The organism is Capnocytophaga sp. oral taxon 338 str. F0234 (assembly GCF_000192225.1).
Lineage (GTDB): Bacteria > Bacteroidota > Bacteroidia > Flavobacteriales > Flavobacteriaceae > Capnocytophaga.
In genome coordinates this window covers 2,198,020-2,223,191 of record NZ_GL872413.1, presented here as the reverse complement: position 1 = coordinate 2,223,191, position 25,172 = coordinate 2,198,020, and the positions used below count along the sequence as shown (strand labels likewise).

39 protein-coding genes are annotated in these 25,172 nt (G+C 35.2%); 15 read left to right on the top strand and 24 right to left on the bottom strand.

Features of this window, described 5'->3' with window-relative positions:
• Nucleotides 1-56 precede the first annotated feature (56 nt).
• From HMPREF9071_RS10135 to HMPREF9071_RS10060, 17 genes are all read right to left on the bottom strand, one after another.
• Nucleotides 57-458 (bottom strand): YopX family protein, encoded by a 402-nt coding sequence (locus HMPREF9071_RS10135; RefSeq protein WP_009746546.1) that lies wholly within the window; start codon nucleotides 456-458, stop codon nucleotides 57-59.
• 181 nt (nucleotides 459-639) lie between these two features.
• The gene (locus HMPREF9071_RS10130) at nucleotides 640-1,404 is read right to left on the bottom strand and encodes a phage antirepressor KilAC domain-containing protein (protein ID WP_009746545.1); all 765 of its coding nucleotides are present in this window, start codon (nucleotides 1,402-1,404) and stop codon (nucleotides 640-642) included.
• Nucleotides 1,405-1,504: 100 nt separating this feature from the next.
• Nucleotides 1,505-1,888: a hypothetical protein gene (locus HMPREF9071_RS10125; protein WP_009746544.1), complete on the bottom strand. Its 384-nt coding sequence runs from the start codon at nucleotides 1,886-1,888 to the stop codon at nucleotides 1,505-1,507.
• Between the two features lie 87 nt (nucleotides 1,889-1,975).
• On the bottom strand, nucleotides 1,976-2,125 hold the full coding sequence (locus HMPREF9071_RS12270; protein ID WP_009746543.1) for a hypothetical protein: 150 nt from the start codon (nucleotides 2,123-2,125) through the stop codon (nucleotides 1,976-1,978).
• A complete protein-coding gene (locus HMPREF9071_RS10120) occupies nucleotides 2,122-2,685 on the bottom strand; it encodes a hypothetical protein (RefSeq protein WP_009746542.1) in 564 nt (187 codons plus the stop codon). Before HMPREF9071_RS10120 ends, HMPREF9071_RS12270 begins: the two co-directional genes overlap by 4 nt.
• Nucleotides 2,686-2,690: 5 nt before the next feature.
• Nucleotides 2,691-2,927: a hypothetical protein gene (locus HMPREF9071_RS10115; protein WP_009746541.1), complete on the bottom strand. Its 237-nt coding sequence runs from the start codon at nucleotides 2,925-2,927 to the stop codon at nucleotides 2,691-2,693.
• A 19-nt stretch (nucleotides 2,928-2,946) separates the two neighbouring features.
• Nucleotides 2,947-3,387: a DUF3127 domain-containing protein gene (locus HMPREF9071_RS10110; RefSeq protein ID WP_009746540.1), complete on the bottom strand. Its 441-nt coding sequence runs from the start codon at nucleotides 3,385-3,387 to the stop codon at nucleotides 2,947-2,949.
• Complete coding sequence (locus tag HMPREF9071_RS10105; protein ID WP_009746539.1) at nucleotides 3,366-3,755, bottom strand: hypothetical protein; 390 nt, start codon at nucleotides 3,753-3,755, stop codon at nucleotides 3,366-3,368. The genes HMPREF9071_RS10110 and HMPREF9071_RS10105 overlap by 22 nt, the downstream gene beginning before the upstream one ends.
• A gap of 11 nt (nucleotides 3,756-3,766) precedes the next feature.
• The gene (locus HMPREF9071_RS10100) at nucleotides 3,767-4,432 is read right to left on the bottom strand and encodes an MBL fold metallo-hydrolase (RefSeq protein WP_009746538.1); all 666 of its coding nucleotides are present in this window, start codon (nucleotides 4,430-4,432) and stop codon (nucleotides 3,767-3,769) included.
• Nucleotides 4,423-4,641 (bottom strand): hypothetical protein, encoded by a 219-nt coding sequence (locus tag HMPREF9071_RS10095; RefSeq protein WP_009746537.1) that lies wholly within the window; start codon nucleotides 4,639-4,641, stop codon nucleotides 4,423-4,425. The genes HMPREF9071_RS10100 and HMPREF9071_RS10095 overlap by 10 nt, the downstream gene beginning before the upstream one ends.
• A gap of 2 nt (nucleotides 4,642-4,643) precedes the next feature.
• Nucleotides 4,644-5,489, bottom strand: a complete 846-nt coding sequence (locus tag HMPREF9071_RS10090) for a recombinase RecT (protein ID WP_009746536.1) — start codon at nucleotides 5,487-5,489, stop codon at nucleotides 4,644-4,646.
• A gap of 2 nt (nucleotides 5,490-5,491) precedes the next feature.
• On the bottom strand, nucleotides 5,492-6,361 hold the full coding sequence (locus HMPREF9071_RS10085; RefSeq protein ID WP_009746535.1) for a DUF1351 domain-containing protein: 870 nt from the start codon (nucleotides 6,359-6,361) through the stop codon (nucleotides 5,492-5,494).
• A 20-nt stretch (nucleotides 6,362-6,381) separates the two neighbouring features.
• Nucleotides 6,382-6,639 carry a hypothetical protein gene (locus HMPREF9071_RS10080; protein ID WP_009746534.1) on the bottom strand — a complete coding sequence of 86 codons (258 nt, stop codon included), beginning with the start codon at nucleotides 6,637-6,639 and terminating at the stop codon, nucleotides 6,382-6,384.
• Between the two features lie 77 nt (nucleotides 6,640-6,716).
• On the bottom strand, nucleotides 6,717-7,046 hold the full coding sequence (locus HMPREF9071_RS10075) for a hypothetical protein (protein ID WP_162859681.1): 330 nt from the start codon (nucleotides 7,044-7,046) through the stop codon (nucleotides 6,717-6,719).
• A 1-nt stretch (nucleotide 7,047) separates the two neighbouring features.
• Nucleotides 7,048-7,266, bottom strand: a complete 219-nt coding sequence (locus tag HMPREF9071_RS10070; RefSeq protein WP_009746532.1) for a hypothetical protein — start codon at nucleotides 7,264-7,266, stop codon at nucleotides 7,048-7,050.
• A 58-nt stretch (nucleotides 7,267-7,324) separates the two neighbouring features.
• Nucleotides 7,325-7,561, bottom strand: coding sequence for a hypothetical protein (locus HMPREF9071_RS10065; RefSeq protein WP_009746531.1), 237 nt, complete (start codon nucleotides 7,559-7,561; stop codon nucleotides 7,325-7,327).
• A 5-nt stretch (nucleotides 7,562-7,566) separates the two neighbouring features.
• The gene (locus HMPREF9071_RS10060; RefSeq protein ID WP_162859680.1) at nucleotides 7,567-7,806 is read right to left on the bottom strand and encodes a hypothetical protein; all 240 of its coding nucleotides are present in this window, start codon (nucleotides 7,804-7,806) and stop codon (nucleotides 7,567-7,569) included.
• Between the two features lie 149 nt (nucleotides 7,807-7,955).
• On the opposite strand from HMPREF9071_RS10060, the gene HMPREF9071_RS10055 reads away from it, so the two are divergent.
• Genes HMPREF9071_RS10055 through HMPREF9071_RS12265 form a run of 3 tightly spaced genes read left to right on the top strand, consistent with a single transcriptional unit; the run spans nucleotide 7,956 to nucleotide 9,746 of the window.
• Nucleotides 7,956-9,155 (top strand): hypothetical protein, encoded by a 1,200-nt coding sequence (locus HMPREF9071_RS10055; RefSeq protein WP_009746529.1) that lies wholly within the window; start codon nucleotides 7,956-7,958, stop codon nucleotides 9,153-9,155.
• Nucleotides 9,156-9,172: 17 nt separating this feature from the next.
• A complete protein-coding gene (locus HMPREF9071_RS10050; RefSeq protein WP_009746528.1) occupies nucleotides 9,173-9,535 on the top strand; it encodes a hypothetical protein in 363 nt (120 codons plus the stop codon).
• A 46-nt stretch (nucleotides 9,536-9,581) separates the two neighbouring features.
• Nucleotides 9,582-9,746, top strand: a complete 165-nt coding sequence (locus HMPREF9071_RS12265; RefSeq protein WP_009746527.1) for a hypothetical protein — start codon at nucleotides 9,582-9,584, stop codon at nucleotides 9,744-9,746.
• On the opposite strand, the gene HMPREF9071_RS10045 is transcribed toward HMPREF9071_RS12265, so the two are convergent.
• Nucleotides 9,739-10,044 carry a hypothetical protein gene (locus HMPREF9071_RS10045; protein ID WP_009746526.1) on the bottom strand — a complete coding sequence of 102 codons (306 nt, stop codon included), beginning with the start codon at nucleotides 10,042-10,044 and terminating at the stop codon, nucleotides 9,739-9,741. The genes HMPREF9071_RS12265 and HMPREF9071_RS10045 overlap by 8 nt on opposite strands.
• Nucleotides 10,045-10,072: 28 nt before the next feature.
• Between HMPREF9071_RS10045 and HMPREF9071_RS12400 the strand changes: the two genes are divergently transcribed.
• The 11 genes from HMPREF9071_RS12400 to HMPREF9071_RS09980 all read left to right on the top strand — a co-directional run bounded on the left by HMPREF9071_RS12400 (nucleotide 10,073) and on the right by HMPREF9071_RS09980 (nucleotide 18,346).
• The gene (locus HMPREF9071_RS12400) at nucleotides 10,073-11,119 is read left to right on the top strand and encodes a S24 family peptidase (RefSeq protein WP_009746525.1); all 1,047 of its coding nucleotides are present in this window, start codon (nucleotides 10,073-10,075) and stop codon (nucleotides 11,117-11,119) included.
• Nucleotides 11,120-11,137: 18 nt separating this feature from the next.
• Complete coding sequence (locus HMPREF9071_RS10030; protein ID WP_009746524.1) at nucleotides 11,138-12,226, top strand: type I restriction enzyme HsdR N-terminal domain-containing protein; 1,089 nt, start codon at nucleotides 11,138-11,140, stop codon at nucleotides 12,224-12,226.
• A 118-nt stretch (nucleotides 12,227-12,344) separates the two neighbouring features.
• On the top strand, nucleotides 12,345-12,545 hold the full coding sequence (locus tag HMPREF9071_RS10025; RefSeq protein WP_040358546.1) for a hypothetical protein: 201 nt from the start codon (nucleotides 12,345-12,347) through the stop codon (nucleotides 12,543-12,545).
• Nucleotides 12,530-12,856, top strand: coding sequence for a type II toxin-antitoxin system YoeB family toxin (locus HMPREF9071_RS10020; protein ID WP_009746522.1), 327 nt, complete (start codon nucleotides 12,530-12,532; stop codon nucleotides 12,854-12,856). Before HMPREF9071_RS10025 ends, HMPREF9071_RS10020 begins: the two co-directional genes overlap by 16 nt.
• A gap of 369 nt (nucleotides 12,857-13,225) precedes the next feature.
• Complete coding sequence (locus HMPREF9071_RS10015; protein WP_009746521.1) at nucleotides 13,226-13,849, top strand: hypothetical protein; 624 nt, start codon at nucleotides 13,226-13,228, stop codon at nucleotides 13,847-13,849.
• A 4-nt stretch (nucleotides 13,850-13,853) separates the two neighbouring features.
• Complete coding sequence (locus HMPREF9071_RS10010) at nucleotides 13,854-14,603, top strand: hypothetical protein (RefSeq protein ID WP_009746520.1); 750 nt, start codon at nucleotides 13,854-13,856, stop codon at nucleotides 14,601-14,603.
• Nucleotides 14,604-14,614: 11 nt separating this feature from the next.
• The gene (locus tag HMPREF9071_RS10005; RefSeq protein ID WP_009746519.1) at nucleotides 14,615-15,079 is read left to right on the top strand and encodes a DUF3828 domain-containing protein; all 465 of its coding nucleotides are present in this window, start codon (nucleotides 14,615-14,617) and stop codon (nucleotides 15,077-15,079) included.
• 15 nt (nucleotides 15,080-15,094) lie between these two features.
• Nucleotides 15,095-15,412 (top strand): transcriptional regulator, encoded by a 318-nt coding sequence (locus HMPREF9071_RS10000; RefSeq protein ID WP_009746518.1) that lies wholly within the window; start codon nucleotides 15,095-15,097, stop codon nucleotides 15,410-15,412.
• 138 nt (nucleotides 15,413-15,550) lie between these two features.
• Nucleotides 15,551-16,903, top strand: coding sequence for a cell envelope integrity protein CreD (gene creD / locus HMPREF9071_RS09990; RefSeq protein ID WP_040358103.1), 1,353 nt, complete (start codon nucleotides 15,551-15,553; stop codon nucleotides 16,901-16,903).
• Between the two features lie 383 nt (nucleotides 16,904-17,286).
• Nucleotides 17,287-18,069: a 5'/3'-nucleotidase SurE gene (gene surE, locus HMPREF9071_RS09985; RefSeq protein ID WP_009746515.1), complete on the top strand. Its 783-nt coding sequence runs from the start codon at nucleotides 17,287-17,289 to the stop codon at nucleotides 18,067-18,069.
• Nucleotides 18,056-18,346, top strand: a complete 291-nt coding sequence (locus HMPREF9071_RS09980) for a hypothetical protein (RefSeq protein ID WP_009746514.1) — start codon at nucleotides 18,056-18,058, stop codon at nucleotides 18,344-18,346. Before surE ends, HMPREF9071_RS09980 begins: the two co-directional genes overlap by 14 nt.
• Nucleotides 18,347-18,600: 254 nt before the next feature.
• Here the strand turns inward: HMPREF9071_RS09980 and HMPREF9071_RS09975 are convergent, their stop codons facing one another.
• From HMPREF9071_RS09975 to HMPREF9071_RS09950, 6 genes are all read right to left on the bottom strand, one after another.
• A complete protein-coding gene (locus HMPREF9071_RS09975; RefSeq protein WP_009746513.1) occupies nucleotides 18,601-20,235 on the bottom strand; it encodes a DUF4139 domain-containing protein in 1,635 nt (544 codons plus the stop codon).
• Between the two features lie 47 nt (nucleotides 20,236-20,282).
• Nucleotides 20,283-20,705: an META domain-containing protein gene (locus tag HMPREF9071_RS09970; protein ID WP_162859678.1), complete on the bottom strand. Its 423-nt coding sequence runs from the start codon at nucleotides 20,703-20,705 to the stop codon at nucleotides 20,283-20,285.
• An 11-nt stretch (nucleotides 20,706-20,716) separates the two neighbouring features.
• On the bottom strand, nucleotides 20,717-21,064 hold the full coding sequence (locus tag HMPREF9071_RS09965) for a DUF4298 domain-containing protein (RefSeq protein WP_009746511.1): 348 nt from the start codon (nucleotides 21,062-21,064) through the stop codon (nucleotides 20,717-20,719).
• Nucleotides 21,065-21,121: 57 nt separating this feature from the next.
• Nucleotides 21,122-21,766 carry a suppressor of fused domain protein gene (locus tag HMPREF9071_RS09960; protein WP_009746510.1) on the bottom strand — a complete coding sequence of 215 codons (645 nt, stop codon included), beginning with the start codon at nucleotides 21,764-21,766 and terminating at the stop codon, nucleotides 21,122-21,124.
• A 61-nt stretch (nucleotides 21,767-21,827) separates the two neighbouring features.
• Nucleotides 21,828-23,048 carry an ABC transporter permease gene (locus tag HMPREF9071_RS09955; RefSeq protein ID WP_009746509.1) on the bottom strand — a complete coding sequence of 407 codons (1,221 nt, stop codon included), beginning with the start codon at nucleotides 23,046-23,048 and terminating at the stop codon, nucleotides 21,828-21,830.
• Between the two features lie 66 nt (nucleotides 23,049-23,114).
• Nucleotides 23,115-24,275, bottom strand: coding sequence for a cysteine desulfurase family protein (locus HMPREF9071_RS09950; protein WP_009746508.1), 1,161 nt, complete (start codon nucleotides 24,273-24,275; stop codon nucleotides 23,115-23,117).
• 108 nt (nucleotides 24,276-24,383) lie between these two features.
• Here HMPREF9071_RS09950 and HMPREF9071_RS09945 point away from each other — a divergent pair, with 108 nt between their 5' ends.
• Nucleotides 24,384-24,890, top strand: a complete 507-nt coding sequence (locus tag HMPREF9071_RS09945; RefSeq protein WP_040358102.1) for a hypothetical protein — start codon at nucleotides 24,384-24,386, stop codon at nucleotides 24,888-24,890.
• Nucleotides 24,891-25,172 lie beyond the last annotated feature (282 nt).

The window sequence follows — 25,172 nt, the reverse complement described above, 5'->3', positions numbered from 1 at the left end:
TTAGAGATTTGATAAAGATTTATGCGCACTCAATCTCATTCAAATCGGGTTGTTTTTTATTGTTTGAATAATTCAGGGTTGTCGTAGATGTTTCCTATTACTTTTATTTCTTCTCTATCTACATCCATTTCAGAAAGACTTATTAAACCATCTCTTGTACCCTTTTTCTTTATATAAAGTCTACAAAAGCCAGCAAAACATTCAGAGTATACAATCTTAAATCTATGACTACTAATTATATTATTTACTGCTTTTTCAACAATATCCCCTTCATAGATTTCTTTTCCATTTTTGTCATATAGTCCTGTGAATTGTCCAATTGAATTAGTTTCTACTATATAGAAATTTCTTTCACCTTTAGTTTCTGATATTCCAAAACAATTTTCAAAGGTTAATAAATCTCCATATACAAATATGTTAGCTTTTTCACTAAAACCCCTAAATTTAATTGTTCTCATTACTTTATTTTTTAATCTTTGCCCCCGCTCACGGCTCGAACGTGAGGGCTTGCCTATCGGGGGGCATCATGTCTAAGACATGAGATACATAACTTTCATAATGTTAGGTTTTTTGTCTTTAACAATTTCTATGTTAAAAATATTTTAGGTATATGTTTGTGGTACCAGTTTATCGGAAATACTAACTAATCTTTAAACTATGAATAAATTGCCTGCCTTTCTCTGTCCAAACCATAGATTGAGAGGTTTTAGGCTCTCCTGTTTTTGTGTCAAAATAAGGTGTTATACGCATGTCTGTGTATCCTTTATCTTGATAGGTATGAGTAAGAAACCATTGCCCACTTTGAAAGAATTGTATTTTCCTTTCTTTTAGCTTTTGATTTAAAGCCTGAGCGCTCATGCCTAAATCCTTTGCAATCTGTGTAGTGGTGAAAGTACTTGTACTCTGTAACACTTCATCTGTATATTGAGCCTTTGGAGCAAGGTACTTTATCTCTGTTTCTTGTAATTCTACTTTACTCTCAAGCATTTGTACTTTTTGTTTGCTTGCTTCTAATCGCTTTTGTAGAATATTCATAGCATTGTAGATAGCTTCATCCTCGTCTGAAATAGTGGTAACGCCTGTTTTTAAAAGCTCCTTTATCCTATCATTACACCATAATTTAAAATCAACTGAAAGCCATTGGGCAAAATCTAAGGCAACATCCTCGTGTAACCAAGTGCCTTGTATATCCCCTCCTTGTACAACTTTCACTAAATCAGCCGTTAGGCATTTTAGCCTAACGGAAAGAGCGTTAATAAGCTCTTGCGCTGATTGAGTTCTTAAATAGTCTTTAGGAGTTTTTCCAAACGCTTTAGCCATTTCAGTAGCGTTAATCATTACATCACCATTTCCAAGTTGGAAAGTGATATTATTTCCGTTGTAGTTGTAAACTTGATTATTCATTACTTATTTTCTTTTAAAACTTGCTTATTTTCTTTTTTACGTTGGTTTTTAGGTTGTTAGGATTTAATTTTCACCTTGCTTAACGAATAACTAAACTTGCTTAATATCCCGTTTTTGTTATCCTTAAATTCTCTTTCTCATAACTTAGAAGACTTCTAAGTGCTTCTATCTGATGAGTACAAGCTCTGTTAATACGTTCCAACCAATCTACAAGAAACTGCTCCTCTTGAGCAATCCCCTTAACTAAGGCATTTTGAGCTGTTGCCGATAGATATTGCTCCTTTGCTATGGCTATGATAGTCTTTGTAATTTCAGCCGTTGTACGTTGGTTGTAGAGATACTTTGCCTTTGCCAACATCTCACCACTACGAGCCATATATACCGATAACTCTTTAATACGTTCAACCATTTCCTCTGGATTATCTGAACAACTAATCTCTAAGTAATCTTGAATATCTTTTGCTTCTTTTTTAAGTTCTTCCATTTTGTCTTTATTTTGAAAGCAAGGCAGGACTCGAACCTGCTACTATCCCGATTGATACTTGCTTTTTATATTACTAATTACCTAATATTACGGATTGTTATCTTCTTCATGGTCTCTGAGTAATAAATAAAGAAATATAGCTGTTACCATTGCATGAGTGGCTTTGGTATAGTCCCTTAGAATTATCAAGCTAAGGATGTTAATGGCTAACAACAGGACAATCATTACTTTTGTCATAATAAAGGTTTTGCTATTTCTAATAGTTCTCTTTGGTCTTCGAGGAATTTGTCTCTGATTTCTTCTGTTTTGAAAGAAACCACCCTTTGACATTCAATAGATTCAAAAGTGTGAAATTCTCCCTCACAAACTTGGATACTAAACTTTTCCTCTTCATCTTCCCAATCAGACTGCCAACCTTCATTGTAATAGTCTCTAAGAATAGTCAATTTTTTGAGCGCTTCAAAAGCTCTTTCATATTCTTCATTAATGTAGGCTTCATCTGCATAAATCACTCTATCTTTAGAGTTCTTTTCTAACCACTCTACAGCTTCCTTATAAGTTGGTACAGAAGCTTTTTGTTCAAATCCTTGAAATTCTATTTCATAAGGTTTTATAGAAAGAGTTGGAATTACACCTGCTCCAAATGCTCCATTTAATTTGTAATATAAATAAAAATTTTCTACTTTTACAATTAATGGACAAACTGTTCCTTTTCCTATTTCAGTTATAATACCTTTTTTGTTAGGAAAAACTATTTGGTCATAGACCTTCATTCCTACTTTAAATACTGTTTTCATTCTTTTTACTTTATTATTCCTAATTTTTTAAACATTTCTAATGCTTTATCTTTTGTCAAAGCGTCAAAGCATTCAATAGACGCTTCTTCAGTAGCAAATCCATAAGATAACATTGTTAATACTCCTCCGATAGATGTAGTTACTTTTATGTAGTAGTTCTCATCTTCTCCGTTGTATTCTTTCTGCACGAGTATCTGTCTATCTTCATACTCATACACTTTGCAAAATGTGTGTTTTTCCATTTTTCTTTATTTTAAGTTGTTAAAAAGGCAAATCATCATCTTCCTGATTGCCATATATTGCAGGGTTAGGCTCTTTGCCGTTGTTATCAAATATCTGCGGTTGTTGTACCTGCTGCTGTGCTCTCTGTGGTTGTGGCACAGGTACTGCTTGCGGGACTGGCTGCTGATAAGCTACATTAGTAGTCTGTATCACCTCAATTTTCCAACCTTCAATCGTGTTAAAGTACTTGGTCTCTCCTTGAGGGTTCGTCCATTCTCTACCACGGATATTAATATATACCTTTACATTTTGCCCCACTTGTAGATTATTGAGTAAGTCGCAACGCTGCTGTGTAAATTGAATAATAATCGTTTGCGGGTATTGCTCCTCCGTTACTATCACTAAATCCCTTTTCTCAAAGCCATTTTGTCCTATCACCTGAGAGGGAAATATCTGTTTTATTCGTCCTTGTATTTCCATGTCTTTTGATTTTGTTTCAATTCTTTTTTTAGTTGCTTATATTCCTTTTCAATCTGTTTTAGATATTTATACTCTTCATATAGGGTGAAAAAGTCTAAATTCTTATTTACTATGGGACATGCAATTCTTTTTGTAACATCTTTTACCTCTACAATTTTGAAAGTATTATATCCTATATTATTTATCAAATAACCATTAATTTTAGTTCTTGCTCCAGTTTCAGAACAAGCAATAACATAGGTTCTTATATCAACGCCATAGTAACCTTTGCTGTTTTCGTTTCCTAATAGATGAATTTCGTATAAACGTTCTTTTTTTTCCTCAACTAAGCGATATTTTTTGCCGTTTTTATATATATACTCACTCATTTTATTTAATTCTAATGATAAAAACTTCTACTTTTATGCAGCTCCAAAACCTCGCTGCTTTCCTTTCTGTTTTCCTCAATAAACGCCCTCGCTTGTTGTATGCTCAGGTGTGTATTGATATTGCCGTAAGCGTGGGTATATTCGCCATTGGCTCGTGCTTCCTCTATTGCCTGTTGTATGTACTCCTCGCAATAGTTATGCTCAATAGCATAGAGGTCGTAACCCTTAGCTGTGATACCTTCCAAATGTACTGTATCGGTAGCGTGGAATATTTTATACTCATAGTTACCCTTTATAAAGTCTATTATTGTAGGGTTTAAAAATATCCGCCAACCGAAATTAGGCATGTCGTGGTACAGCTTAACAGGTGATACCTTGAACGCTCCATAATCGTACAACATACCCACTTGTAGCACATCTATATTCTTGATACAAGGCAACTCCTCTAATAGAAAATCACCGCAAGCTACTCGCAAGGTTGGTCTTTCAGCTTGTAACCGCTGCAAGGTGCGTAATTTCAAATGATCTCCGTGCTTATGAGTGAGTAATACGATTTTCAAAGAACGTTTGACTGCTTCTAAGGCTTTGAGAGAAACACCGCAATCTACCATTATCTGATTATCATAAATCACAGCGTTTCCCTCGCTACCCGAACTAATGACTTGTGCTACTCCCATTTGTTCTCTGTTAGGTTATAAATACCTCGTGGGAAGTATTTCATTTCAGGGCATTTATCGTATTCAAAAGCCCACCCTAAGCCAAAATACTCAACCATTACATCTCTTGGATTTTCGGCTGTTATCTTAATCACACAATTGCAATCTAAGGATTGACCATTCAACCGGTATATGTGTGATTGTCCAAAGGTAAAATAACTCGTTTTCATAGTTACATCTGTTTAAAATCTACTTGTTTAATGCCTTTAGTAGGAGCTGGTGAAGGCTCTTCTTGACTTACTACCTCAGTAGGCTCGCTTTGTTCTATGATAACAGCGTCTTGTACATACCTACCTCCTTGAGGATTGTCTATATAGCGCCCCTCGCTGTCTGCTTGGTCTTTCTCTATGGCTTGCTGCATTTCTACTGAGAGCACTCCAAAACGGTTCAGTAGCAGCTTGAGAACTGTTTTCTTTGCCATAGTATCAAATTCGTTTCTCCATATCCCCTTAAATTCTTTAGTGTCCTTGTCTATACCGCTTTTGGAATACTTACTTACATGCTCTTGAACCTGTTCAAGGGTCATATATAGTGATTGCTGAAAGCCATTTTGTAACTCTATGTATGCCAAATAACCTATGACTTTGCCTTCAGGGTTTTCACCTAAAAATTCAGTATGCCCTGTGAACTTGTTACGCTTAATCTCTCCTTCTCGCACCTCGCAAGTGTTAATCGTTCTGTATTGACCGCTGCGAATTGCCAATTGCACAAAGCCCTTATAACCTATCTGAAATTGCGGGTGCACTTCTTGCGTCTTCCAATCCTTATAAGGAATAACGTATGCATACCCTAAATTCTTACTCAGTGGCAAATTCAGTGCTGTGGCATTCATCGCACACTTCATCACTTCAGAAGGATCACATTGTGAAAGATTCTTATCAGCGTCTGAAATGGCTAATAAGTTGGATACAAACTCCGATTTTCTTGCACCTAATGTTTTAGTCAAAAAGTCAGCTGTATTAGCTTGATTAAGAAAGTTCCCTAATCTTTTGTCCGTTGTTTGTGTTATTGCACTCATTTTTATAGGATTTTTATATTGTTACTAATGATATATGCTTTCAAGGCTTTGAGTTGCTCATAAGTCCCTTGTACTGTAAAACTGGTTTGTATTACTTCTTCAGTAGCTGGCTCTTCTTCTTTTTTCTCTATTCGTTCTTCTCTCTTCACTTCTTCAGGTGCTTGCAAGGGAGTTACTTCCTTTGCTTCAGCTGCTTCCTTCGCTTGCGCTGCTCGTGCCTTTTGCGCTTCAAGTCTCTGTAACTCATATTCTCGTTGTTGCTTACGATATTGTGCGTTACGCATGGCACTCGTTACATCAAGCGTTTGTTTGTACTCGGTGAGAATCTCCGCTTTGTACTCGGCTGTCTCGTTAAGGCTATCAATAAATTCAAGGCTTTTAACCACATTGTCTATATAGCCATTAGTAAGATCCTGCAGATTCTTATCTATGGTAGTAGTGTTTATCTTTAATCCAAGCCTTTCAAAGGGTAAGAAGTCAATATTATTCGCTTGGCAGAGCTCTGCAAAATATGCCTTGATACGTGCTTCTTTGTCCGCTTTAAGACGATTGTCAAATTCATCAATCTTAACCTTAAGAATGCCTTCCGCTTTCTCATACCTCTCTTTGATAAAGGTGTTATATGCCTTCTCAAAAGCCACATAAGGCGCTGCTACTTGCTCTTTAATCCGTTTGCGCTGCTCTTCAAAATCTTTTAGTTCTTTGTTGAGCATGGCTCTTGTCTCCTTAACGGATTTCTTTGTCTCCTCTGTTACAAGTTGTTTGTCTAACTCAAGCGCTGCAATACGCTTGTCAATCTCTTGCCCTACACTCTCTATCCTCTCATAAAGGATTACAGGCAACTGCTGCACGGTGATTAAATTCTCATTCATTTCTATATCTATTTTTAATGTTATTTATTCTTGAATTGATTATAAAGTCGCTGCTCATACTCATAAGCAACATTTTGCCTTGCTGTATCTATATATGCGATATAGTCATTGATGGGCACTTCACGGGTTATTTGGCTATCAATAGGGAAGGATACAAACCCTATCACCCTATCACTATCGGCACCAAAACCCCATATATAACACTCGTCTATTCTGTCAATTTGCAAAAGCCAATCGCCTATCTCATAGCATTTGCCCTTTTCTACTACTGTTTTCATTTTCTTTTACTTTTTAATTACCACTTATAAGACGTTGCATAATCAGGATGTAAGTCTTCATCATCATAGAATTCATACTATTCATTTGCCCGCTCTGTTAATGCCTTCACAAGCAACTCCTCTTGAAAAGAACTTATCTCTACTGTTTCAAAATTTACTTCCACACGAGTAATACTTACCTCGTGGTTACTAATATATTCACAATGCTTATATACATAATCAGGAGAAATTACATACTCAATCCTACAATACCAATCATCTTCATATTCTTTCTCAGTTTCAAAATCTCCTTCTATATCTCCCTGCCATTCAAGGTCTGTCCCTAACAAATCATAACCCCTATAATAAGGTCGCTCTTCCATTTCCAAGAGCACTCTCTTAAGTTCTAAGTGTGTTAACGCTCTCATCTTATACATATTTTAGTTGCGTCTTTCTAAGGATTACCCTGAAGGATTCTTCCAACTCAGGAGCAAAATAAGCGTTATAATCTTCTTTTTGACGCTGGTTACACTCACTATAACGGCGCTTTTGATAACATAAATAGCCGTTAATCACTTGTAGCTGTTTCTCTTGCACTTTTTTTGCCTTGCACTTGTGAGAAAATAATTTTTGTAGTATCTTTGCCATGTTTAATTATTTTTTAATGTTTTCATTATAAGCCTCGCCTTCGTGTGAGGCTTTTTTATTAACTATTCTGTCTTGCTTTTTCAAATTCAGCATAAAATTTGCTTGTGTAATCTGAAATATCAAAAGTTTTTTTAGCTTTTATTGAAGACTTGCCCCCTTCCACAAGGGCAAGTTCTTCATTCACACATATAATTTCATCTGTAAGACTTCTCACTGCTGATTGTAAGCATAATTTTAAAGTCTCTAACCGATGTAATTTCCTTTTTAGACTTCTTTTTGTTTTTTCGTTGTTCATTTTTTCTAAACTTCAAAACCATTCTCATTGTAGAATTCCTTAAGTTCACGAGTTAACAGTTTATTACTTCTTTTTCTTGCACTCTGTAAAACGCTAACTTGACGCTTCTTTGCCACTTTTGCAACATCTAAACTGAAGTCGTTATCGTCTAAAATCTTCTCAGCAATCTCATCAGGTAATATGCCTGTTATTGCCTCTCTGTACATTTTGTTCATTTTTTTGTTGGTTTTTCTTTTTTTTCTCATATTATAATTGTATTTTTGCATTGCGAAAATTACTTTAGTTTGACGCAGCAAAGATACGACTTTTTGTCGTAATAAAAAACATTTATACGAAAAAATGTCGTATTAAATAGTGTTAAAGTTTTTAAATAGTTGGTTTTTAAATATTTATAATGGTAAAATTTTTCTATTTGAGTGTATTGTTTGCTTTAACTTTAAATATTAAAGCACAAGAGTATAAGAGTACAATAACTATAGAGACAGATACTATTAGTTTAAAATCATTAGGATTGAAAGGGAAAGTATCATCTGTTTCAGACTTTTCTTTTGTAGCAGTTGAAAAAAACGGTTCTATAATTAAGGGGGAGGAAATAGAAAGTTATCCTGATGATAAAAAATTGAAGTGGAATAAATCTTTGTATTTAAACAGAAATATATTAAGTGATTATAGGACTATAAAATACAAATATTATTTTGATATAAACGGGAAAAATACACGAAAAGAAAATTACATGTCTATTTCTAAACTTCCCTATTGGATAATTAATTATATCTATGGTAATAATCATAGATTGTTGGAAGTTAAAGAAAAAATAATATTTACAGAAGAAACTATACCATTGAACAGTAAATATACCTATGAAAATAGAAAAGTAAAACAAATAGATAAGTATAGAAAAAATGAGATGTGGGAAAGAACGCTTTTTGAATATGAAAATGAAAATCTAAAAAGTATAAAGATATTTAATAATAAGGGAGACCTATCAGAGTCTTATGTATATGAATATAATAATAATATTCTATCTTCTGTAAGAATCATTAACATGGGGTATTATGAAGATGAAGAAAAAGGATATGTAAAAAGTGAGAAAATAGTAAAATTTGATAATAATGGAAGTGAAATATATAAATATTCAAAAGATTTAGATGGAGAAGATGATTACTATTTTATAGAGGAAAGTAATTGTGAGTATAATAGTTTAGGTAAGAAAATTAAGTGTATATCAGAGCGATATAAATATGAAAACAATAGTAAGCATGATGCTTTTGTAAATGTTTATAAATATATATATGATAGAGATAAGATAAAAGAAATATACTCTTGTAAAGAAGACGAAACCCCTTTCAATATAGAAAAATATAAATATTCTGAAGATACTACTATCATAGAAGATATATCAATCGAAGACAATGAAGTATCTAAGGAGATCTATTCAAAAGGATTATTAACAAAGATAGAAGAAATTAATGGAGACATTTTTGAATATAAATATACTTTTGATAATAAAGGAAATTGGATAAAAGTAGTAGAATATAAAAATACAATTCCTATAAAAATGAGAGTTAGAGAGATTAAATACTACTTAAACTAAGTAAATATAATAAAACAATGAAATTCTTTAAAAAGAACTGGTCAGGGCTGGTGGCTATCGTAATAAGTGTAGGTACTTGGCTGTCTTTTTGGGTAAGACTAAGCCCTTTTACATGGGATAGCTTCGGGGCTATGGCTACAACTATGGGAGTAATTGTTACCTTTTTAGTAGGCTTTCAGATTTGGGCTATTATAGGGGTAAGGAGTTTTGAGAAGAAAATAGAAGAGGAACAAAAGGAAATAAAGAATACTATACAGACAATTGATTTTCTTAGAACTCATAGTCTGTTTATAATAAATCACGAGCTTTCTATGGTGTATTATGAGATGAACAAGAACGCATTCCCTTATGTAAAATTCGCTTTACAAACATTGGAATAGAGTAGCTTGCAATCAAATATCAGCATGTAACTCTGTTATAAAAGCTATGGAGGAAGTACTTAGTAAAAACGACATCGTTTTTACTGAATTTGAAAAAGGACTCTTGCTAAGTATATACTATAGCATAAAAACCCCTGAATTGATAAAGGGGTTAGATGTGGATAGATTTAAACAAATAAGCAAATACCTAATAGAGGCAAGGATTAAGTAAAGAGCTTTGGATTGGTTATTACATATTTTAGAAATTCTTCAGCTATAATGTCTCTACATCTGTCCGCTTTTTCTAAAAGATCCATTATTTTTAATGCATTTTTAGTATATTCAGAGGTTTTTCCTTTTACAAAATCCATTCTTTCAAGGGTATCAATATGACAACCATTACAAACAGTTTTATAAAGCTCAATATCATCTTTGCTAAAGTCCTTTATAAGTTTATATATAATTTCAGCTTGATCTAAACTAAAATTAAGGATCAACCATTTTCTTAGTTCATAATGTCTATTATTCATAACAGCAAAATTTTTAAAGCACAAAGGTATGAAAAATAATTTAGATACGACAAAAAGTAGTATAAAAAAAATTGATGTCAATAGACTAAAAGAAGCCCTTAACTATATTCAGTATAAAACAGAGTATAAAACACAAACAGCTATTGCAGGGAAAATAGATTTTTCAAGAAACAATTTATCTTCTGCTGCAAGAGGGGAAGATAAGTATTTAACAGAGGGATTAGCAGATAAAATTGTCACTGCTTTTCCTGAAATCAGCAAGGATTGGCTTCTCACGGGCAACGGTTCCATGCTAAAAACCCCACCCCTAACTCTCGTCCAACAAAAAAGCATCCTCAAAAAGCTAAAAAAGCTCTTTATATCCCTAAGAAGTAGAATTACCAATGACCAGAAGCAGGATTTCAAGCAATATGAAGCGCTCCTATCACAAGGAGAGACCATTGTAACACATGAACTCATTGAGGAAATAGTCATAACCTTTCCAGACATAAATAAGGAATGGCTTACTGCTAACAAAGGGGCTATGTTCCTCTCTGATAATGACCTTATCAATGGAAAGGACATCAATCACACTATAAGCAAAATCAAATCAAAAAACGGCACTGAGGAAGTATCTCCTGTCCCTGAGTTAAAATATATGATGGTAGAATATGTTGACCTTTCTGTATCAGCGGGTATGCTCGGAGGTGATTTCTCCGCCTCTCTCCTTGAAAGCCTCCCCGATACTCACAAAAGGCTTGTACCTCGTGAGTACAAAGATGGGAATTACCTCGTCGTACGTATCAATGGCGATAGTATGGATGACGGCACCAAGCGTTCCATCTCTGATAATGATGAAGTTCTTATACGTTTATATACAGACACATTGGATACTTTACCCATGCATAATAAGTTATTTGTGATTACCACACGAAGCGGTTACATCATTAAGCAAATCACTAAAATAGACCAAAAAAAACAGCAAATCACTTGTCATTCATTCAATCCTTTATACCCCGATCAATTTGTCGATTTTGAAAATATATTACAAATATTTACTGTTGAAAAAATTGTAAATTCAAAAATTAGGTTTTAAGTAAATGTTATAAATACTATGGAAGAGATAGAAAAAGAGCTTAAAGCTAAGTTAGACCAGCTTTATAGTCGTGTTGAAACTCTCAAAGACCAAATCAGCACAGAAGAAGCAACCAAAAACGCATTTATTATGCCTTTTTTGCAGATATTAGGCTATGATGTGTTTAATCCTACGGAAGTTATTCCTGAATTTATTGCCGATATTGGGACTAAAAAAGGCGAAAAGGTTGATTACGTAATCAAGAAGGACGACCAAGTAATTCTTATTGTAGAATGCAAGCATTGGAAAGAGAATGTTGACGCTTACACCTCACAACTCCACCGTTACTATCACGTAACAGATACCCGCTTTGCTATCATAACTAACGGAATTATATACAATTTCTATACAGACCTTGAAAAGCCAAATGTGATGGATAACAATCCTTTCCTAACTGTTAATTTGGCAAATCTCAAAGATAGCACTATAAAAGAACTTGTAAAGTTCTCTAAAGCTACATTTAGCCTTGATAACATCTTAGAAAGTGCCGAAGCTCTCAAATATGTACGAGCTTTCAGGAATGAATTTGAAAGAGAAATGCAAGAGCCTTCCGATGACCTTATAAAATTGTTGGCACGTCGATTTTTTGAAAAACAAATCACAGCTAATCGTTTGGAAACTTTCCACGGATACCTCAAACGTGCAATGACTTCCTATTTTAATGACACTGTCAATGCCCGATTGAAAACAGCCCTTGACATTAACGAAGGTAAGGCTTCTCACCCCAAAGAAGAGCCTGCAACTCCTGAGATGGTAGAAGAGGAAGATGAAAATAGGATTATTACTACTGATGAAGAATTAGAGGGCTTTCAGATAGTTAAAGCAATTGTAAGAGAGAAAGTACCCGCTTCACGTATTGCCTACCGTGATACCATTTCGTACTTTGGCATATTGTTAGATGATAACAATCGTAAGCCTATTTGTCGCTTACATTTTAACGGAAACAAGAAATATATAGAGTTTTTTGATAATGGCAAGGGAAGTTCTGAAAAGGTTTTTATAGACGAGTTAGACGAAATATACAACTACAAAGAGAGGTTGTTGAATACATTGGTGATTTATGAATGAGAAAATAAAATACTTGGAGCCTCTATATAAAGAGTCCGTTCCCGTCTTTTCTACTTTTCAAGAGGGTGAAAAGTGGATTAAGATAAAGAATAAAAATAAATATAAAAACAGTTATGTCATGCAAACATTATTATTACAAGCAGAGATACAAGAAATAAATCTCCCTATAGTAGAAGAATTTCTAAAAAAAATAAAGGCTAAGAAAGTGAAGATAAGAAGTGTTGAAACCCTTAAAGAAGTGGTAGAGAAAGGGCGAAAGGATTACAAAGAAGGTAGAACTACTAAAATAAATCCACTTAACCTATGGGAGAACATTTAGAAGAAGAGCCGCTACCTATTATTCCCGTCTATAACATTGAACTTACAGAAGAAGCAATAGAGCAGTTAAAGAAAATAAAAAAAACTGCCACCCCCGCTACTAAAAAGAGATTAGAAAGAATATTTACTGAAATATCTCTAACTCCAATGGATAGTAATGGTTTTGCTTCTCCTGAAAGATTAAAACACTATCCCAATGAACAGGTTTGGAGTAGAGAGCTATCAAAAAAGGATAGGGTTACTTATGAAGTCTTTGAAGAAGCAAAAACGATTGTTGTTTTCCGATTATTGGGGCACTATAACGATAAATAGCTTTTTCTGAAAAACCTATGACTAAAAGCTAAAAGCTACTCAAAAGGCAAGGAAAGCTATAAGGAAAATCCTTGTAAAACACTATAAATCAAACCATTTCATCGTTTATTACCGACAAGGTAGAAAGTAGGGGATGGTGCTATTTCCCTATAATTGTTCGTTTAAAAGTTATTGATTTTAAAGAAGTTACAGGAAGTAAAAAATTATCCTTTCCGATTACGGCTCAGAAGGTTACAGGTTTGAATCCTGTCGAGGTCACTAAAGAAAAGAGGCTGTCCGAAAAGGGTAGCCTTTTCTTATTAAAAAAAATTGTAAACATTTGGTAGTTTCAATAATATTTCGTTACTTTGCACTTCAAAGTACTTTCTTATGGAGAAGCATAAATACTTAGATGATCTAAAGGAAATACGGCAGATGATGCGTAGATCATCTCTATTTCTATCTCTTAGTGGACTCTCAGGAGTTCTGGCAGGGGTGTATGCACTCATTGGTGCAGGTTTAGCTTTTGATATCTTGGAAGACCACTATCAGCATCAAGCCTATGTAACTATTGAGAGTTATACCTTCAAGCTTCTTATGGGGATTGCTTTAGCAGTTCTTTTAGCTTCCGTAGTTACTGCTTATTTGTTTTCAGTTTATAAGGCGAAGTGTAATGGTGATAAACTTATCAATATTACCTCCAAGCGTGCCTTATATAACTTTGCTCTTCCCTTGCTTACCGGAGGGATACTCTGTGTCCTACTCATTAAGAATGGTCACTATGGGTTACTTTCCCCTATGACGCTTATTTTCTACGGATTGGCGTGTGTGAATGTGAGTAAATACACCTTTGGTGATGTACATTATCTTGGTATTACCGAAATTGTATTGGGCTTGTTAGCTGTACAATTTTCAGGCTATGGATTGCTATTTTGGGTCTTGGGATTCGGAGTATGTCATATCCTTTATGGAGGTATTATGCACTTCAAATACGAACGTAATAGAAAGAAATAAAGTAATGACAGAAGTTTTAAAGCGCTATATTGATGCTTCTAATGCTTTTCGTAAAGCAGCGGACTATCATGAAGGAGCGATAGCTCTTTATGACTTATTGTACGACTTGCAAGCCAAAGAGGAACGCACCAAAGAAGAGGAGCATATCCTTACTGATACTTACACTTTATTAGGATACCATCTATCGGCTTATGAGACTTTCTTTCGCATTGCTGACCCAACCAATTATAAAGAGAAAAGCAAACTATTAGTTTTGGAAGATAAAGCCAAAACGCATAAAAATATTTTTTGTATCAAGGATATTCGCAAATTGAGAGTCAAACGAGAGCAAAAACCTTTTGAGAAAGAGGATTTTTCTCTAAAAGAAGAAACAACTTTCGGACATCAGTATAAGATGCAGCGTGAAAAAATACTCGTTTTCAATAAAGAGTTAGAAGGTAACAGATTTGAGTTATTTATCTATGCCAAAATTACCTTTGAAGAATGTTTTCCGAAAATAAAAGAATACTTAGAATGGTTCGCTACCGCTAAAGAAGTTATTATCAATAGCTTTAACAATGAATTTGAAGACTGTGATATTTTTCCTAAAGCCGACGATAATTGGTATGACACCCTAGAAGTATATCGTATGAGAGTAGAAGTAGGGGAAAAAGGTATCTTTACCAATGTAGAAGCAGCAGATATTTACACTGACCACTTGCTAATAATAGAATTTGAAGAGAAAGAAATCACTCATATGGGGTTAGACGGATAATACAATATACCATGAAGACAAAATTTTTTATCATAACACTATTATTCCTTATGGGAATAACTATGTTAAAAGCTCAAAATAAAGATAATGATACGCAAAAGGCTATCGTTACTTTAAAAGAGTTTTACAAAGTAATATATGATGAGGTCTTAGATGACAAAGAGCCTCTTTTTAAAAAATATCTCTCTAAAGAATTGTACCACAAAGTATTCCCTCCCTCCCCACCAGGTGAAGACAATTCACCAGGGTATGATCCTTTTATACAAGGACAGGACTATGAGGCAAAAACACTCAACAATAGCTTAAAAATCACTCACATAGAAGGCAATATCTATAAAGTGTGCTTCGTTCTATTTAGCGAAGATAAAAAGAAGACTTGTGTAGATCTTCAATTAAAGAAAAACGGTCAAGGAAAATACATGATTACCAATATCTTAAGTGATAAAAATTTCTATATCAAACCAAAAAGGAATTAGTTAAGACCCCATAAATTGAAGTCTCTTTTAGCACATATCAATAAGGCTTTTGATCATCGTATTCGCTTGGCAATCATGTCAGTACTGATGGTCAATGAGAGTGCTGATTTTAACACTCTCAAGGAGTTGCTTGGAGTTACCGATGGTAACTTGGCAAGTCATACCCGTGCTCTTGAGAATGAGGAATATATTGTTGTAGAAAAAATGTTCGTAGGTAGGAAAACGAATACTCGATATAAAGCTACCCAAAAAGGAAGAGAAGCTTTTCAAGCTCATCTGGATGCTCTTGAAAAAATTATTAGAAATCAAACCGAAGACAAAAAAGAAAAATAAAAGACTTCTTTTTTGTATAAATACTTTGAAACGCAAAGCACTTTTTGAAATAAATAGTAAGAAACTAATGACAAATCTTACTAAAAAACCTAAACAACTAAAACCCTATAACTCTGTAATTCTTAAATTTTTATAATAATGACAACACAGAAATCAACCTTTGCAACGCTGTTGCAATCCAATACCTTTCGGATGTTGCTGATAGGTGTACTGACATTACTTTTGCTTATTCCTTTGTTCTTTGTTAAGGAATTAGTTTCCGAACGGAAATACCGACAACGTGAAGTGATCCGAGAAATAGATAGCAAATGGGGAGGCTTTGTTTTTTTCTATGGTCCTGTGCTGAAGGTACCCTATAAGGAATACCATTCTGCAAAAAGAACATCTTTCAGTAGGAAGTATGCTTATTTCTTTCCTGAGGTACTTAAGAACACCTCTGAGGTAAAAACAGAGGTGAAAAAGCGTAATAATTATGAGTCAGTGGTATTTACCTCTACGATGGCTTTTACAGGTAAGTATGTAACTCCTGATTTTTCTCCTAAGGGAATCTTGGAGGATGATATAGAGTGGGAAAAAGCTACCATTATCATTCGTACCACCAATCTTTCTAGCATTAAGAATGGGGTTTTTATACATCTTGCGGGAAAGGATTATCCTTTTGAGCCTGTATATGAACAGAAGGTAGAGCAGGATTATATTTATGATGAAAAAGATGGCTATCAAGCCAATGAGATGGCTTCCTTGGAAACGGGTTTTATTAATCTGAAAGAAGTCCTCTCTGATTCCTCTTTCAGTCTTACTATTGAATATGATGGGAGTAAGAGAATAGCGATTGTTCCTATAGGGAAGACGACCGAAAGTACTATTTCCTCTAATTGGGCAAATCCGAGTTTTACGGGAGATTTTCTTCCTTATGATAAGCAGATTACGCCTGAGGGCTTTACCGCTTCATGGCGAGTATTGCATCTGAATCGTCCCTTTTCGCAACAATCCTTTGAAGGTTTACCTAATATAGGGGATTATACCTTTGATGTGAACTTTATCATTCCTGTAGATGAGTATCAACAGAATGAGCGAGCAGTAAAGTATGGCTTCTTAGTGATAGGACTTACCTTCTTGATATTCTTTTTGATACAGAGTATTAGTAAAATAAAAATTCATATCTTTCAATATACTATGATAGGTTTGGCGCTGGTGCTTTTCTATACTTTGCTTATCTCCATTACAGAGCACAGCAGTTTTAGTTTGGCTTATTTTATTTCTTCAGTGATGACGATAGGGCTTATTAGCTTGTATTCGGTGGCTATTCTAAAGAATAAGAAATTCCCCACTTTTATCTGTATTTCTTTAGCTGCCTTATATGGGTTTATTTATGTGATTATCCAGATGGAAAATTATGCTTTATTGGTAGGGAGTATAGGGCTCTTTGTTATTTTGGCAACTGTGATGTATGCTTCCAGAAAAATAGACTGGAACCAACAGAATGATTAATGAGCAATGGTTAATGACTAAATTTTAGCAAACTCTATAATACATTGGCACTAAAAACTCCTTCACTCTATTGAGCGAGGGAGTATTAGTTATTATAAAGATTCAATGAGTTATAGAAGAATTAGTCATCCGAATTACAGTTAATCACACTTAGCGTACGAATAAATATCAGAATACCTTAACCTTAATTTTTTCATTTTCAAGGATGAATAGCAATCCGACTTTATCTTACTAATGTTAATTTTTTTATAAACTATTTTTATTTGATTATAATAGACGACTTTTGTTTTTTGAATTTAAGAAAGAAAAGAAAAAAATAATCATTAATCATTGGGCATTAATCATTATTTTGTATTTTTGCACCACTGTTTTTAGAAAAATATATGCAAAAGCCCTTAATACTTATCACCAATGACGATGGTATCACCGCTCCTGGTATCCGTACACTTATACAGGTGATGAATGATTTAGGAGGAGAGGTAGTGGTGGTGGCTCCTGATGCTCCACAGAGTGGTATGGGACATGCTATTACTACCACTTCTTCCTTGTTTTGTGAGCGTGTACATACAGATAGTGGTGCACAAGTGGAATATCGTTGCAGTGGAACTCCTGTGGATTGTGTGAAAATTGCCAAGCATGAGATACTTAACCGCAAGCCTGACCTGTGTGTAAGTGGTATTAATCACGGTGCCAATTCTTCTATTAATGTCATTTATTCAGGTACTATGAGTGCCGCTGTGGAAGCAGGGATTGATGGGATTCCTGCTATAGGTTTTTCTTTGTTGGATGTAAATTGGGATGCAGATTTTTCCCAATGTACGAGTTTTGTAAAGGATATTGCCCTGAATGTACTTAGCAAGCGACTTCCACAAGGGGTAGTCCTGAATGTTAATATTCCCAAACTTCTTAAGAAGGATATTAAAGGAATAAGGGTATGTAGGCAGGCACGAGCTCACTGGGAAGAAGAATTTGACCATCGTACCAATCCGTATGGGCGTGATTACTATTGGCTTACAGGTAAGTTCATTAATGAAGATGAAGGTACTGATACCGATATTTGGGCACTAAATCACGGTTATATATCTGTAGTTCCTGTACATGCTGATCTTACTCATTATCCTACTGTAGAACACCTTAATTCATGGAATTTCAATGAGAAAATATAAATACAAAGAGACCGGTATTGGTTTTTTAGTGGGGCTTATAGCTAATGTTTTAGGTATATTTCTTTGGTGGTTGATTTTTTCTCCTGTTGATATAGAAACTACTTTTACTTTTGCCTTAGAAGAAAAAACTCTGGGAGCTATTATTGGTTTAGGGGCTATTCTGAACCTTGTGGCTTTTTTTGCTTTTATTCGCTTAGGGCATGACTTAAGAGCAAAGGGGGTTCTTTTGGCTACCTTCTTAAGTGCCTTTGTGATTCTCTTTCTGAAGTTCTGGTAAGAAGAGATTGTTAGGTTGTTATCTGTATAAAATAGAGAATTTTAGAGAGGTTTCTTGCTACTACTTCCTGGATAAGAAACTATAGGGAAGTGACTATAATAATTAAGTAAATCATGCAGGTATTCAGTAAGATGAATTGAAGAAGCTATCCTTGATACAAGGAAACCCTAATCAAAGGCTCTATAGATGTCTTAAAGAGGAAAAAATAAGGAATCCATATTAAATAGATTCCTTATTTTTTCTTTTACTTAGAATTAAAGATTTCCAATAAATCTGTCCTTGGGGTATTTCACTTTATAGCTTAGGCGAAAAGTTTTTGTCTCATTTGGCTTAAGAGATACCTCCCAAGTGAGGATATGTGTTTTCTCATCAACAGAAGCTTTGGAACTTTCTAAGAGTTCCACTTCTATTGATTTATCAGTGGAAATAGGATATTGGTCTTTGAGAACAAGTTCTGCTTTCTCTTTCTTATTATTGCGTAATATAATATCATAAGTGAATATCTGCTCTCTATTACCTGAGATAAATTTTGTTTGGGACTTATCCGTGATTTTCTCACGTTTTACACTAATTTTCCTATCGTTCCCCATGGTTACATTGAGTGTCTGATAAGTTTGGTTAGGATCTATATAGGTTTTCCCTACATATAAGCCTTCAAATACGATGTTTGCTTCTCCTACTAAGAGATTATACTTGGAATAATCCTCTATGGCAGCTACTAAATACACTTCCTTATCCACGCGAGGAGCAGTATAGTACTTATAGTTTGCCTTTAAGTCAAATTCCTGTAAGGAGACACTATGCGCCTTGCCATTGGAAGGAATATCATAGGGCGTATCTATATCAAAGGATACATTCAGTTGATTTTCAGCAATCTCTACATATTCAGAAACGGAGGATTCTGCCAAATCCATTTTTTCCACATCGGCTCTTTCCAAGCTTGTTACTTCAGCAACGTCTGATCTCACTTTTGCTAAAGGAGCTCTATTACTTGCCATGTTATCATCCTTATTAGCTCTTCCAAAGTATAAGTACCATGATTGGAGAATAGGGAATTGGTTACTCTTGTTTGGGTTTCCACTGGAGAGGGTGAGTTTCACTCCTTTCCAGTCTATTCCTGTTCTCTGAGATATTTGTCCTTTGTAAAGGAGATGAATAGGAGCTGAGAGTTTTTCAGCACGGAGTTCATAGAACGGATGCCAAGTGGCACGGTTGGAGATATAGCTTACTTGGAAATCTGCTTTTTGAGCTACAGGGGACATTAACTGAAGGATAATTTTTCCATTAGAAAGTTTCTCTTGCTTGGAGGTATTAATATCCAGCTTAGCATTGAGCTTAGTAATTGCCTTGGTAAGTTGCTCTTCTTTTTCCTTGATAACATCTATACTATTGAGTAATTCTATACGTTTGGTGGTATAATAGTCAGTTACTTTAGGAATATCAGCAATAGAGACACCATCTTGTTTTCCTTTGAGTGCATCATTATCATCCAAGAGTCGGATGGTTTTTTCCTCTGTATAACGTTGGTTATTCAGCTTTTTAAGTTGTTTTTCCAATAGAGCAAGGCTATCCTGTACACGCTTTAGAGCAGGAGTGTTTTTTTCATGCTCATATTCATCCAGATAGCGGGAAGTGAATTGTGCTGAGAGTACTGTTACATTGGAGGGAGCCATCACGCGTATAGTTTCTTCCGAGAGAGAATTGGCAACGTTTTTAATTACCAATTCACTAGTTCCCTTAGGAATATTTGCCGAAGCCGTATGGGTGAGGTCTACTCCTGTAAAATATACAGTAGCTTGTTTTATTTTAGCTTGGGTAAAAATAGGCTTCTCCTGTGCCATAATAGGCAAGGAGAGGACTATAAAAGCCGAAAAAAATAGAAATTTCATAATCGTTAATGTTAGTCAAAGGGTATGGGATTATGATTTTCTTGCTCCTATTGTTTGTCATTCTTTTTGAAGGATAGGAGTTTTTCTCCTTGTTGAGAGAACAAATGGAGTTCTCCTTCCTCTACTTTATAGGTAGCTACTTCCTTTAAAGCTTGATTAAAGGCATCAGCAACTTCTATGTGTTCACAATACATGAGTGTTCCCGCTACTCCTCCCAATAGAAAATCCTTATCAGTAATTTTCTGGATAGCTCCCATATAACCATTACAAGAGTCATTGCCAGATATTTTATGATCTTCTATATCAATATCAAGGGTTGGAGGGGTTACCTTATCAGAAATTGCATTTCCCTTGATCTGGGTAGCTTCCCAATGTCCATTTAAAACTTCTTCAGAAGTTTTAGAGAGTTGATTGCCACAGGATTGCATAAGAGTCATTCCTAGCATAAGTACAAATAATTTAAATTTCATTATATTTTGGTTTAAGATTTCCATTTTTTCTTTTCTATGGTTTGTAAAAGTTCTTGATAAGCATCAGCTATGTGGAATTGGTCGCCAATAGCATCAAAGATAGCATCCTGAGTAAGTACCCATTGGGGGACATCTTCAGGAATTTTTCCTGCATTGCTATCAAAATAATCATTTCGCCATAGTTCACTATCATAATAAGAGACTAAGGAGTCAAAGTCTGGCTGAAGCGCTTTCCATTCCTCTAGGAGTGCTTCTGCTTTGGAGAGTGTCTGCTCCACTTGGCTAAGGATTTCACCCATACGACGGATATTTTCATATCGTTCTTCGGGGTGTTGTTTGTAATAAGTAGCTAAATCCACTTCTTTTAATTATTAATTGTTTTTTAATATAGTTCATTAGTTGTTGATCACTCCTGATTACTTCCTATCCAAATCAGTGATGAGCAACGGGTTGTCTTTTCTGAGGTGTCCCATAAGCTCTTCTACTTTTCCTATGGAAAAATCCTTCTTAAGCATTTGGAATTCCTTCGAGGTAATACCTACCGCTTGTAGGAATTGTACAGTACCATGAGGAGTTTCTATTTCCCCTAATTCAGGGTCAAGGACAAAAGCTACTGCTATGAGCTCTGTATTATAGTCTAAGCGTATAGGACTATTGGCAGGGAATACATGATAAGGCTCAAAGTAATTTCCAGAAGTAAAGACATACTTGGCTATATTTTGTAAGAAATTTATTGCCCAAGTTACATTCTTATCGCCTGTTTTCTTTAGGCGGAAGGTAAGTTCAAAGCCAAAGCCACTATAGTCGCCTCCTGCAGATTTCTCATCATAATACAAATTGGAAAATCCATAAGTAACAAAATGGAAATGAGGTTCTTGCTTATCACTCTGATAGACACTTATCCCGTCCAAGTAAGAATCACCTCCCAGCGATGCAGGAAAGTCGGGGGCGTAGTGTGTGGGTTCCTGATTGGGGTAAAGGGCATCCACAACCTCATCAATGACATCCCAACCTACGGCATCTTCTTCTGAAAATATTTTTTTATAAGTATCTAAATCCACGTTTTTTATGGTTAATTATCAATAGTTAATCAATACTTAAGTCTTTTGTCATGAGTCATTATTATTCATATCTAAGGGCTGTAATTGGCTCTAAATCGGCAGCCTTACGAGCAGGATACCACCCGAAGAATATTCCTGTAATAGTACATACCAAGAACGAAATCACAATAGAATAAAAAGTAATACTTACAGGCCAGCCTATAAAAGTATTCACTATATAAGTAGCTAGTAATCCTATGAATACCCCTACGACCCCTCCTGTAATACTAATCAGTACAGACTCTATCAAAAACTGCGCCAAAATATCTTTTCCTTTGGCTCCTATTGCCATGCGCAAGCCTATTTCCTTGGTACGTTCCTTTACGGATACATACATAATATTCATAATGCCTATTCCTCCCACAATTAGGGAGATACTTGCGATAGCTACCAATAGCACTGTAAGCATTTCAGAGGTAGAGGAAAAGGTAGAAATTAACTCTTGTTGAGAGAATACGTTGAAATCATTTTCTTGGTCAGCGGCAATATTATGGGTACGTTCGAGGATTGTCTTGACTTCATTGACTGCATTTTCGGATTCAGATTCATTAATTACAGAAGCCACAATGGATTGCAAGTAAGTTTGTGCCAATACTCGCTTTTGTACTGTAGTATAAGGTGCTATAATAATATCATCTTGATCTTGTCCGAAGTTACTTTCTCCCTTAGGCGTTAAAATACCAATGATTTTGAAGGGGATATTCTTAAAACGAATGGTCTGACCGATGGGGGAATCTCCGTCGGGAAAGAGGTTTTTCTGGATAGTTTTTCCTATTATGGCTACTTTGGAAAGGTTATCTATTTCATCTTGACCAAACATAGCTCCTTCCGCCACACTCCATTCACGTATGGATAAGTATTCTGGATTCACTCCATAGATGGAGGTAGGCCAGTTATTGGCACCAGCAATAGATTGTCCGTTTCCGCTAACAACAGGGGTTATATACTTGAGGAGTTTTGCCTCATTCTTTAGAGCTAAGTAATCCGTCATTTTCAAGGATTGCATCTCACTCATGCTCATGCGCACTCCTCCAAACCTACCTGCTCCAGGTCGGATATTTAGCATATTAGTCCCCATTTTGGAGATGCTTTCTTTGATGCTTTTTTTTGAGCCTTCTCCTATGGCAAGCATTGTAATTACAGAGCCTACTCCAATGATAATACCTAACATAGTAAGTAAGGTGCGGGTTTTGTTCAGTAGAATAGCCCGCCATGCAATACGGAATAAGTTATTGAGATTCATGTCCTACTTGAGTAAAAAGATAAAAAATCAGTATATTTAGTTGTGAGTAAAAAAATTATTTTATTCTTAACTATTTAGAAATTCCTTAAGGACTTCTATGGTATAATCAATCTCTTCTATAGTATTAAAGATAGAAAAGGAAAAGCGGATATGAGCATGATTCCATTCTTTTTCAGGGAGTATTGCCCTGAGTACATGAGAACCCTGTGGACTACCACTTTGGCAAGCACTGCCCCTACTACAGGCAATGCCTCGCATATCCAAAAAAATGAGTAATACATCTGCCTTCTTTTCATCCACTGGAAGGGTAAGATTAACGATTGTATAGGCACTTTCTTGAAGGTTATCACTCTGCCCATTGAGCCGGATTGAAGGTATTTCCTGTCGGATTTTTTCTATAAAATACTTTTTAAGTCCTTCTATATAAGTACGTTCCTTGTCCAAATGTTGGTAAGCAAGCAAAAAAGCCTCTTCCATGCCTACGATGTTATGAATGCACTCTGTCCCTGCTCGCTTACCTCGCTCTTGTTCTCCACCAAAGAGGAAAGACTTGATAGGCAGTCCCTTACGTATGAAAGCAAATCCTACTCCCTTGGGTCCATAAAACTTATGAGCAGAGGCTGAAATGAAATCAATAGGGAGAGAGGATAAGTCAATAGGGTAATGTCCAACTGCCTGTACTGCATCACAATGGAAATAAGCCTTATATTTCTGGCATATTTCACATACTTTTGTCACTGGAAGTATATTTCCTATTTCATTATTTACCAGCATAAGGGATACCAAGACCTTCTCATCGGGGAGAAATTCAGAGAGGAGCCTATTTAGGTGTTCTATATCAGGTGTTCCTTTGCTATTGAGCCTTACTAAAGAAACACGAATACCGTATTCGTTTTCAATAGATTGGACAGTATTCAGTACAGCATGGTGCTCCGTCGGGGAGGTGATAATCTGGGTAATACCCAGATCACGTACCGCTCCTTTGAGGATCATATTAATGGCTTCTGTCCCACAGGAAGTGAAAATAATTTCAGGGGCAGTAACTCCTAATTCCTTAGCGATATTCTTACGAGCCTTCTCTATAAGAGCCTTTGAAGAACGTCCAAAGTTATGGGTAGAAGAAGGATTTCCAAAAAAAGAAAGAGCGTCACACATTGCTTGCTTTACTTCAGCACGCATAGGAGTGGTAGCAGCATTATCAAAATAGACTTTTTTGTCTAAGTTCATTCTATGAAAATTTTATGCGCAAATGTACGAATTAATTTTCAAAAATAATCATGATTCATAGAGGAAATAATCATTATTATTTGTATTTTTGCCCCATATTTTTTTGGTATGAAATCATATTTATTATTCTTAGGGCTGTGCATATCCTTACTCATGGCATGTAATGATGGTAACTATACGGTAGAGCGTATTACCTTTCAAGGAACAGAACTTTATTCCTGTACAGGGGATACTACCACGACTTTTGTATATAAAACTCAAGGAAAAGAAGCTCTCATCTTGAAATTTCCTAATGGAACACTTTCCAATAAAGTAGATTCTATTTCAGGTAACATAGGAAATGGTTATACCTTATTATATCGTACTTTTGATAATGCTCCTAATAATACTTATTTCTGTACATCTCCTCCATCGGTATCTCCTAAGGTGCTCTCTGAGGTACAGGCACAAGGAGGTACAGTGAGTATAGCCACTCGAAAGATTGTTGATACTGTAGCAGGAACGGTTAAGTATAAGCACTTAATACGTATTAAAGACTTGCTTATCACCAATGAGAATGGCGAGCGCCTCATAGAGCAGAACTTTAACTTAGGTTCTTATCAGACTTCCCGCTAATATTCTTACGCTCTGTCAGTGTTTTTTCTTGCCATTACAGGGTAACTCTATACTCTTACTATCTTGTATTCTTTTAAGTTCATTTGGGCTATGAAGGTACTCTCCTTGCATGTTTTTTATGTTAAATTTATTTTGTCTGCTGTGGTGGTAAGTCCTTTTTACTTTTCTTTTTGGAGCATTCGTATTCCTTTTAGGAATAACTTAAAAAGAGAGATTATAGAAATAGAATCTTCCTTAAAAATAGCAGACGAAAAAATATAGAAACTTCTTTTGTTTATTAAG

Excerpts from the sequence above, each read along its gene's own strand:
- HMPREF9071_RS10135 (WP_009746546.1), bottom strand. The coding sequence starts at position 458 with ATGAGAACAATTAAATTTAGGGGTTTTAGTGAAAAAGCTAACATATTT.
- HMPREF9071_RS10130 (WP_009746545.1), bottom strand. The coding sequence starts at position 1,404 with ATGAATAATCAAGTTTACAACTACAACGGAAATAATATCACTTTCCAA.
- HMPREF9071_RS10125 (WP_009746544.1), bottom strand. The coding sequence starts at position 1,888 with ATGGAAGAACTTAAAAAAGAAGCAAAAGATATTCAAGATTACTTAGAG.
- HMPREF9071_RS12270 (WP_009746543.1), bottom strand. The coding sequence starts at position 2,125 with ATGACAAAAGTAATGATTGTCCTGTTGTTAGCCATTAACATCCTTAGC.
- HMPREF9071_RS10120 (WP_009746542.1), bottom strand. The coding sequence starts at position 2,685 with ATGAAAACAGTATTTAAAGTAGGAATGAAGGTCTATGACCAAATAGTT.
- HMPREF9071_RS10115 (WP_009746541.1), bottom strand. The coding sequence starts at position 2,927 with ATGGAAAAACACACATTTTGCAAAGTGTATGAGTATGAAGATAGACAG.
- HMPREF9071_RS10110 (WP_009746540.1), bottom strand. The coding sequence starts at position 3,387 with ATGGAAATACAAGGACGAATAAAACAGATATTTCCCTCTCAGGTGATA.
- HMPREF9071_RS10105 (WP_009746539.1), bottom strand. The coding sequence starts at position 3,755 with ATGAGTGAGTATATATATAAAAACGGCAAAAAATATCGCTTAGTTGAG.
- HMPREF9071_RS10100 (WP_009746538.1), bottom strand. The coding sequence starts at position 4,432 with ATGGGAGTAGCACAAGTCATTAGTTCGGGTAGCGAGGGAAACGCTGTG.
- HMPREF9071_RS10095 (WP_009746537.1), bottom strand. The coding sequence starts at position 4,641 with ATGAAAACGAGTTATTTTACCTTTGGACAATCACACATATACCGGTTG.
- HMPREF9071_RS10090 (WP_009746536.1), bottom strand. The coding sequence starts at position 5,489 with ATGAGTGCAATAACACAAACAACGGACAAAAGATTAGGGAACTTTCTT.
- HMPREF9071_RS10085 (WP_009746535.1), bottom strand. The coding sequence starts at position 6,361 with ATGAATGAGAATTTAATCACCGTGCAGCAGTTGCCTGTAATCCTTTAT.
- HMPREF9071_RS10080 (WP_009746534.1), bottom strand. The coding sequence starts at position 6,639 with ATGAAAACAGTAGTAGAAAAGGGCAAATGCTATGAGATAGGCGATTGG.
- HMPREF9071_RS10075 (WP_162859681.1), bottom strand. The coding sequence starts at position 7,046 with ATGAGAGCGTTAACACACTTAGAACTTAAGAGAGTGCTCTTGGAAATG.
- HMPREF9071_RS10070 (WP_009746532.1), bottom strand. The coding sequence starts at position 7,266 with ATGGCAAAGATACTACAAAAATTATTTTCTCACAAGTGCAAGGCAAAA.
- HMPREF9071_RS10065 (WP_009746531.1), bottom strand. The coding sequence starts at position 7,561 with ATGAACAACGAAAAAACAAAAAGAAGTCTAAAAAGGAAATTACATCGG.
- HMPREF9071_RS10060 (WP_162859680.1), bottom strand. The coding sequence starts at position 7,806 with ATGAGAAAAAAAAGAAAAACCAACAAAAAAATGAACAAAATGTACAGA.
- HMPREF9071_RS10055 (WP_009746529.1), top strand. The coding sequence starts at position 7,956 with ATGGTAAAATTTTTCTATTTGAGTGTATTGTTTGCTTTAACTTTAAAT.
- HMPREF9071_RS10050 (WP_009746528.1), top strand. The coding sequence starts at position 9,173 with ATGAAATTCTTTAAAAAGAACTGGTCAGGGCTGGTGGCTATCGTAATA.
- HMPREF9071_RS12265 (WP_009746527.1), top strand. The coding sequence starts at position 9,582 with ATGGAGGAAGTACTTAGTAAAAACGACATCGTTTTTACTGAATTTGAA.
- HMPREF9071_RS10045 (WP_009746526.1), bottom strand. The coding sequence starts at position 10,044 with ATGAATAATAGACATTATGAACTAAGAAAATGGTTGATCCTTAATTTT.
- HMPREF9071_RS12400 (WP_009746525.1), top strand. The coding sequence starts at position 10,073 with ATGAAAAATAATTTAGATACGACAAAAAGTAGTATAAAAAAAATTGAT.
- HMPREF9071_RS10030 (WP_009746524.1), top strand. The coding sequence starts at position 11,138 with ATGGAAGAGATAGAAAAAGAGCTTAAAGCTAAGTTAGACCAGCTTTAT.
- HMPREF9071_RS10025 (WP_040358546.1), top strand. The coding sequence starts at position 12,345 with ATGCAAACATTATTATTACAAGCAGAGATACAAGAAATAAATCTCCCT.
- HMPREF9071_RS10020 (WP_009746522.1), top strand. The coding sequence starts at position 12,530 with ATGGGAGAACATTTAGAAGAAGAGCCGCTACCTATTATTCCCGTCTAT.
- HMPREF9071_RS10015 (WP_009746521.1), top strand. The coding sequence starts at position 13,226 with ATGGAGAAGCATAAATACTTAGATGATCTAAAGGAAATACGGCAGATG.
- HMPREF9071_RS10010 (WP_009746520.1), top strand. The coding sequence starts at position 13,854 with ATGACAGAAGTTTTAAAGCGCTATATTGATGCTTCTAATGCTTTTCGT.
- HMPREF9071_RS10005 (WP_009746519.1), top strand. The coding sequence starts at position 14,615 with ATGAAGACAAAATTTTTTATCATAACACTATTATTCCTTATGGGAATA.
- creD (WP_040358103.1), top strand. The coding sequence starts at position 15,551 with ATGACAACACAGAAATCAACCTTTGCAACGCTGTTGCAATCCAATACC.
- surE (WP_009746515.1), top strand. The coding sequence starts at position 17,287 with ATGCAAAAGCCCTTAATACTTATCACCAATGACGATGGTATCACCGCT.
- HMPREF9071_RS09980 (WP_009746514.1), top strand. The coding sequence starts at position 18,056 with ATGAGAAAATATAAATACAAAGAGACCGGTATTGGTTTTTTAGTGGGG.
- HMPREF9071_RS09975 (WP_009746513.1), bottom strand. The coding sequence starts at position 20,235 with ATGAAATTTCTATTTTTTTCGGCTTTTATAGTCCTCTCCTTGCCTATT.
- HMPREF9071_RS09970 (WP_162859678.1), bottom strand. The coding sequence starts at position 20,705 with ATGAAATTTAAATTATTTGTACTTATGCTAGGAATGACTCTTATGCAA.
- HMPREF9071_RS09955 (WP_009746509.1), bottom strand. The coding sequence starts at position 23,048 with ATGAATCTCAATAACTTATTCCGTATTGCATGGCGGGCTATTCTACTG.
- HMPREF9071_RS09950 (WP_009746508.1), bottom strand. The coding sequence starts at position 24,275 with ATGAACTTAGACAAAAAAGTCTATTTTGATAATGCTGCTACCACTCCT.
- HMPREF9071_RS09945 (WP_040358102.1), top strand. The coding sequence starts at position 24,384 with ATGAAATCATATTTATTATTCTTAGGGCTGTGCATATCCTTACTCATG.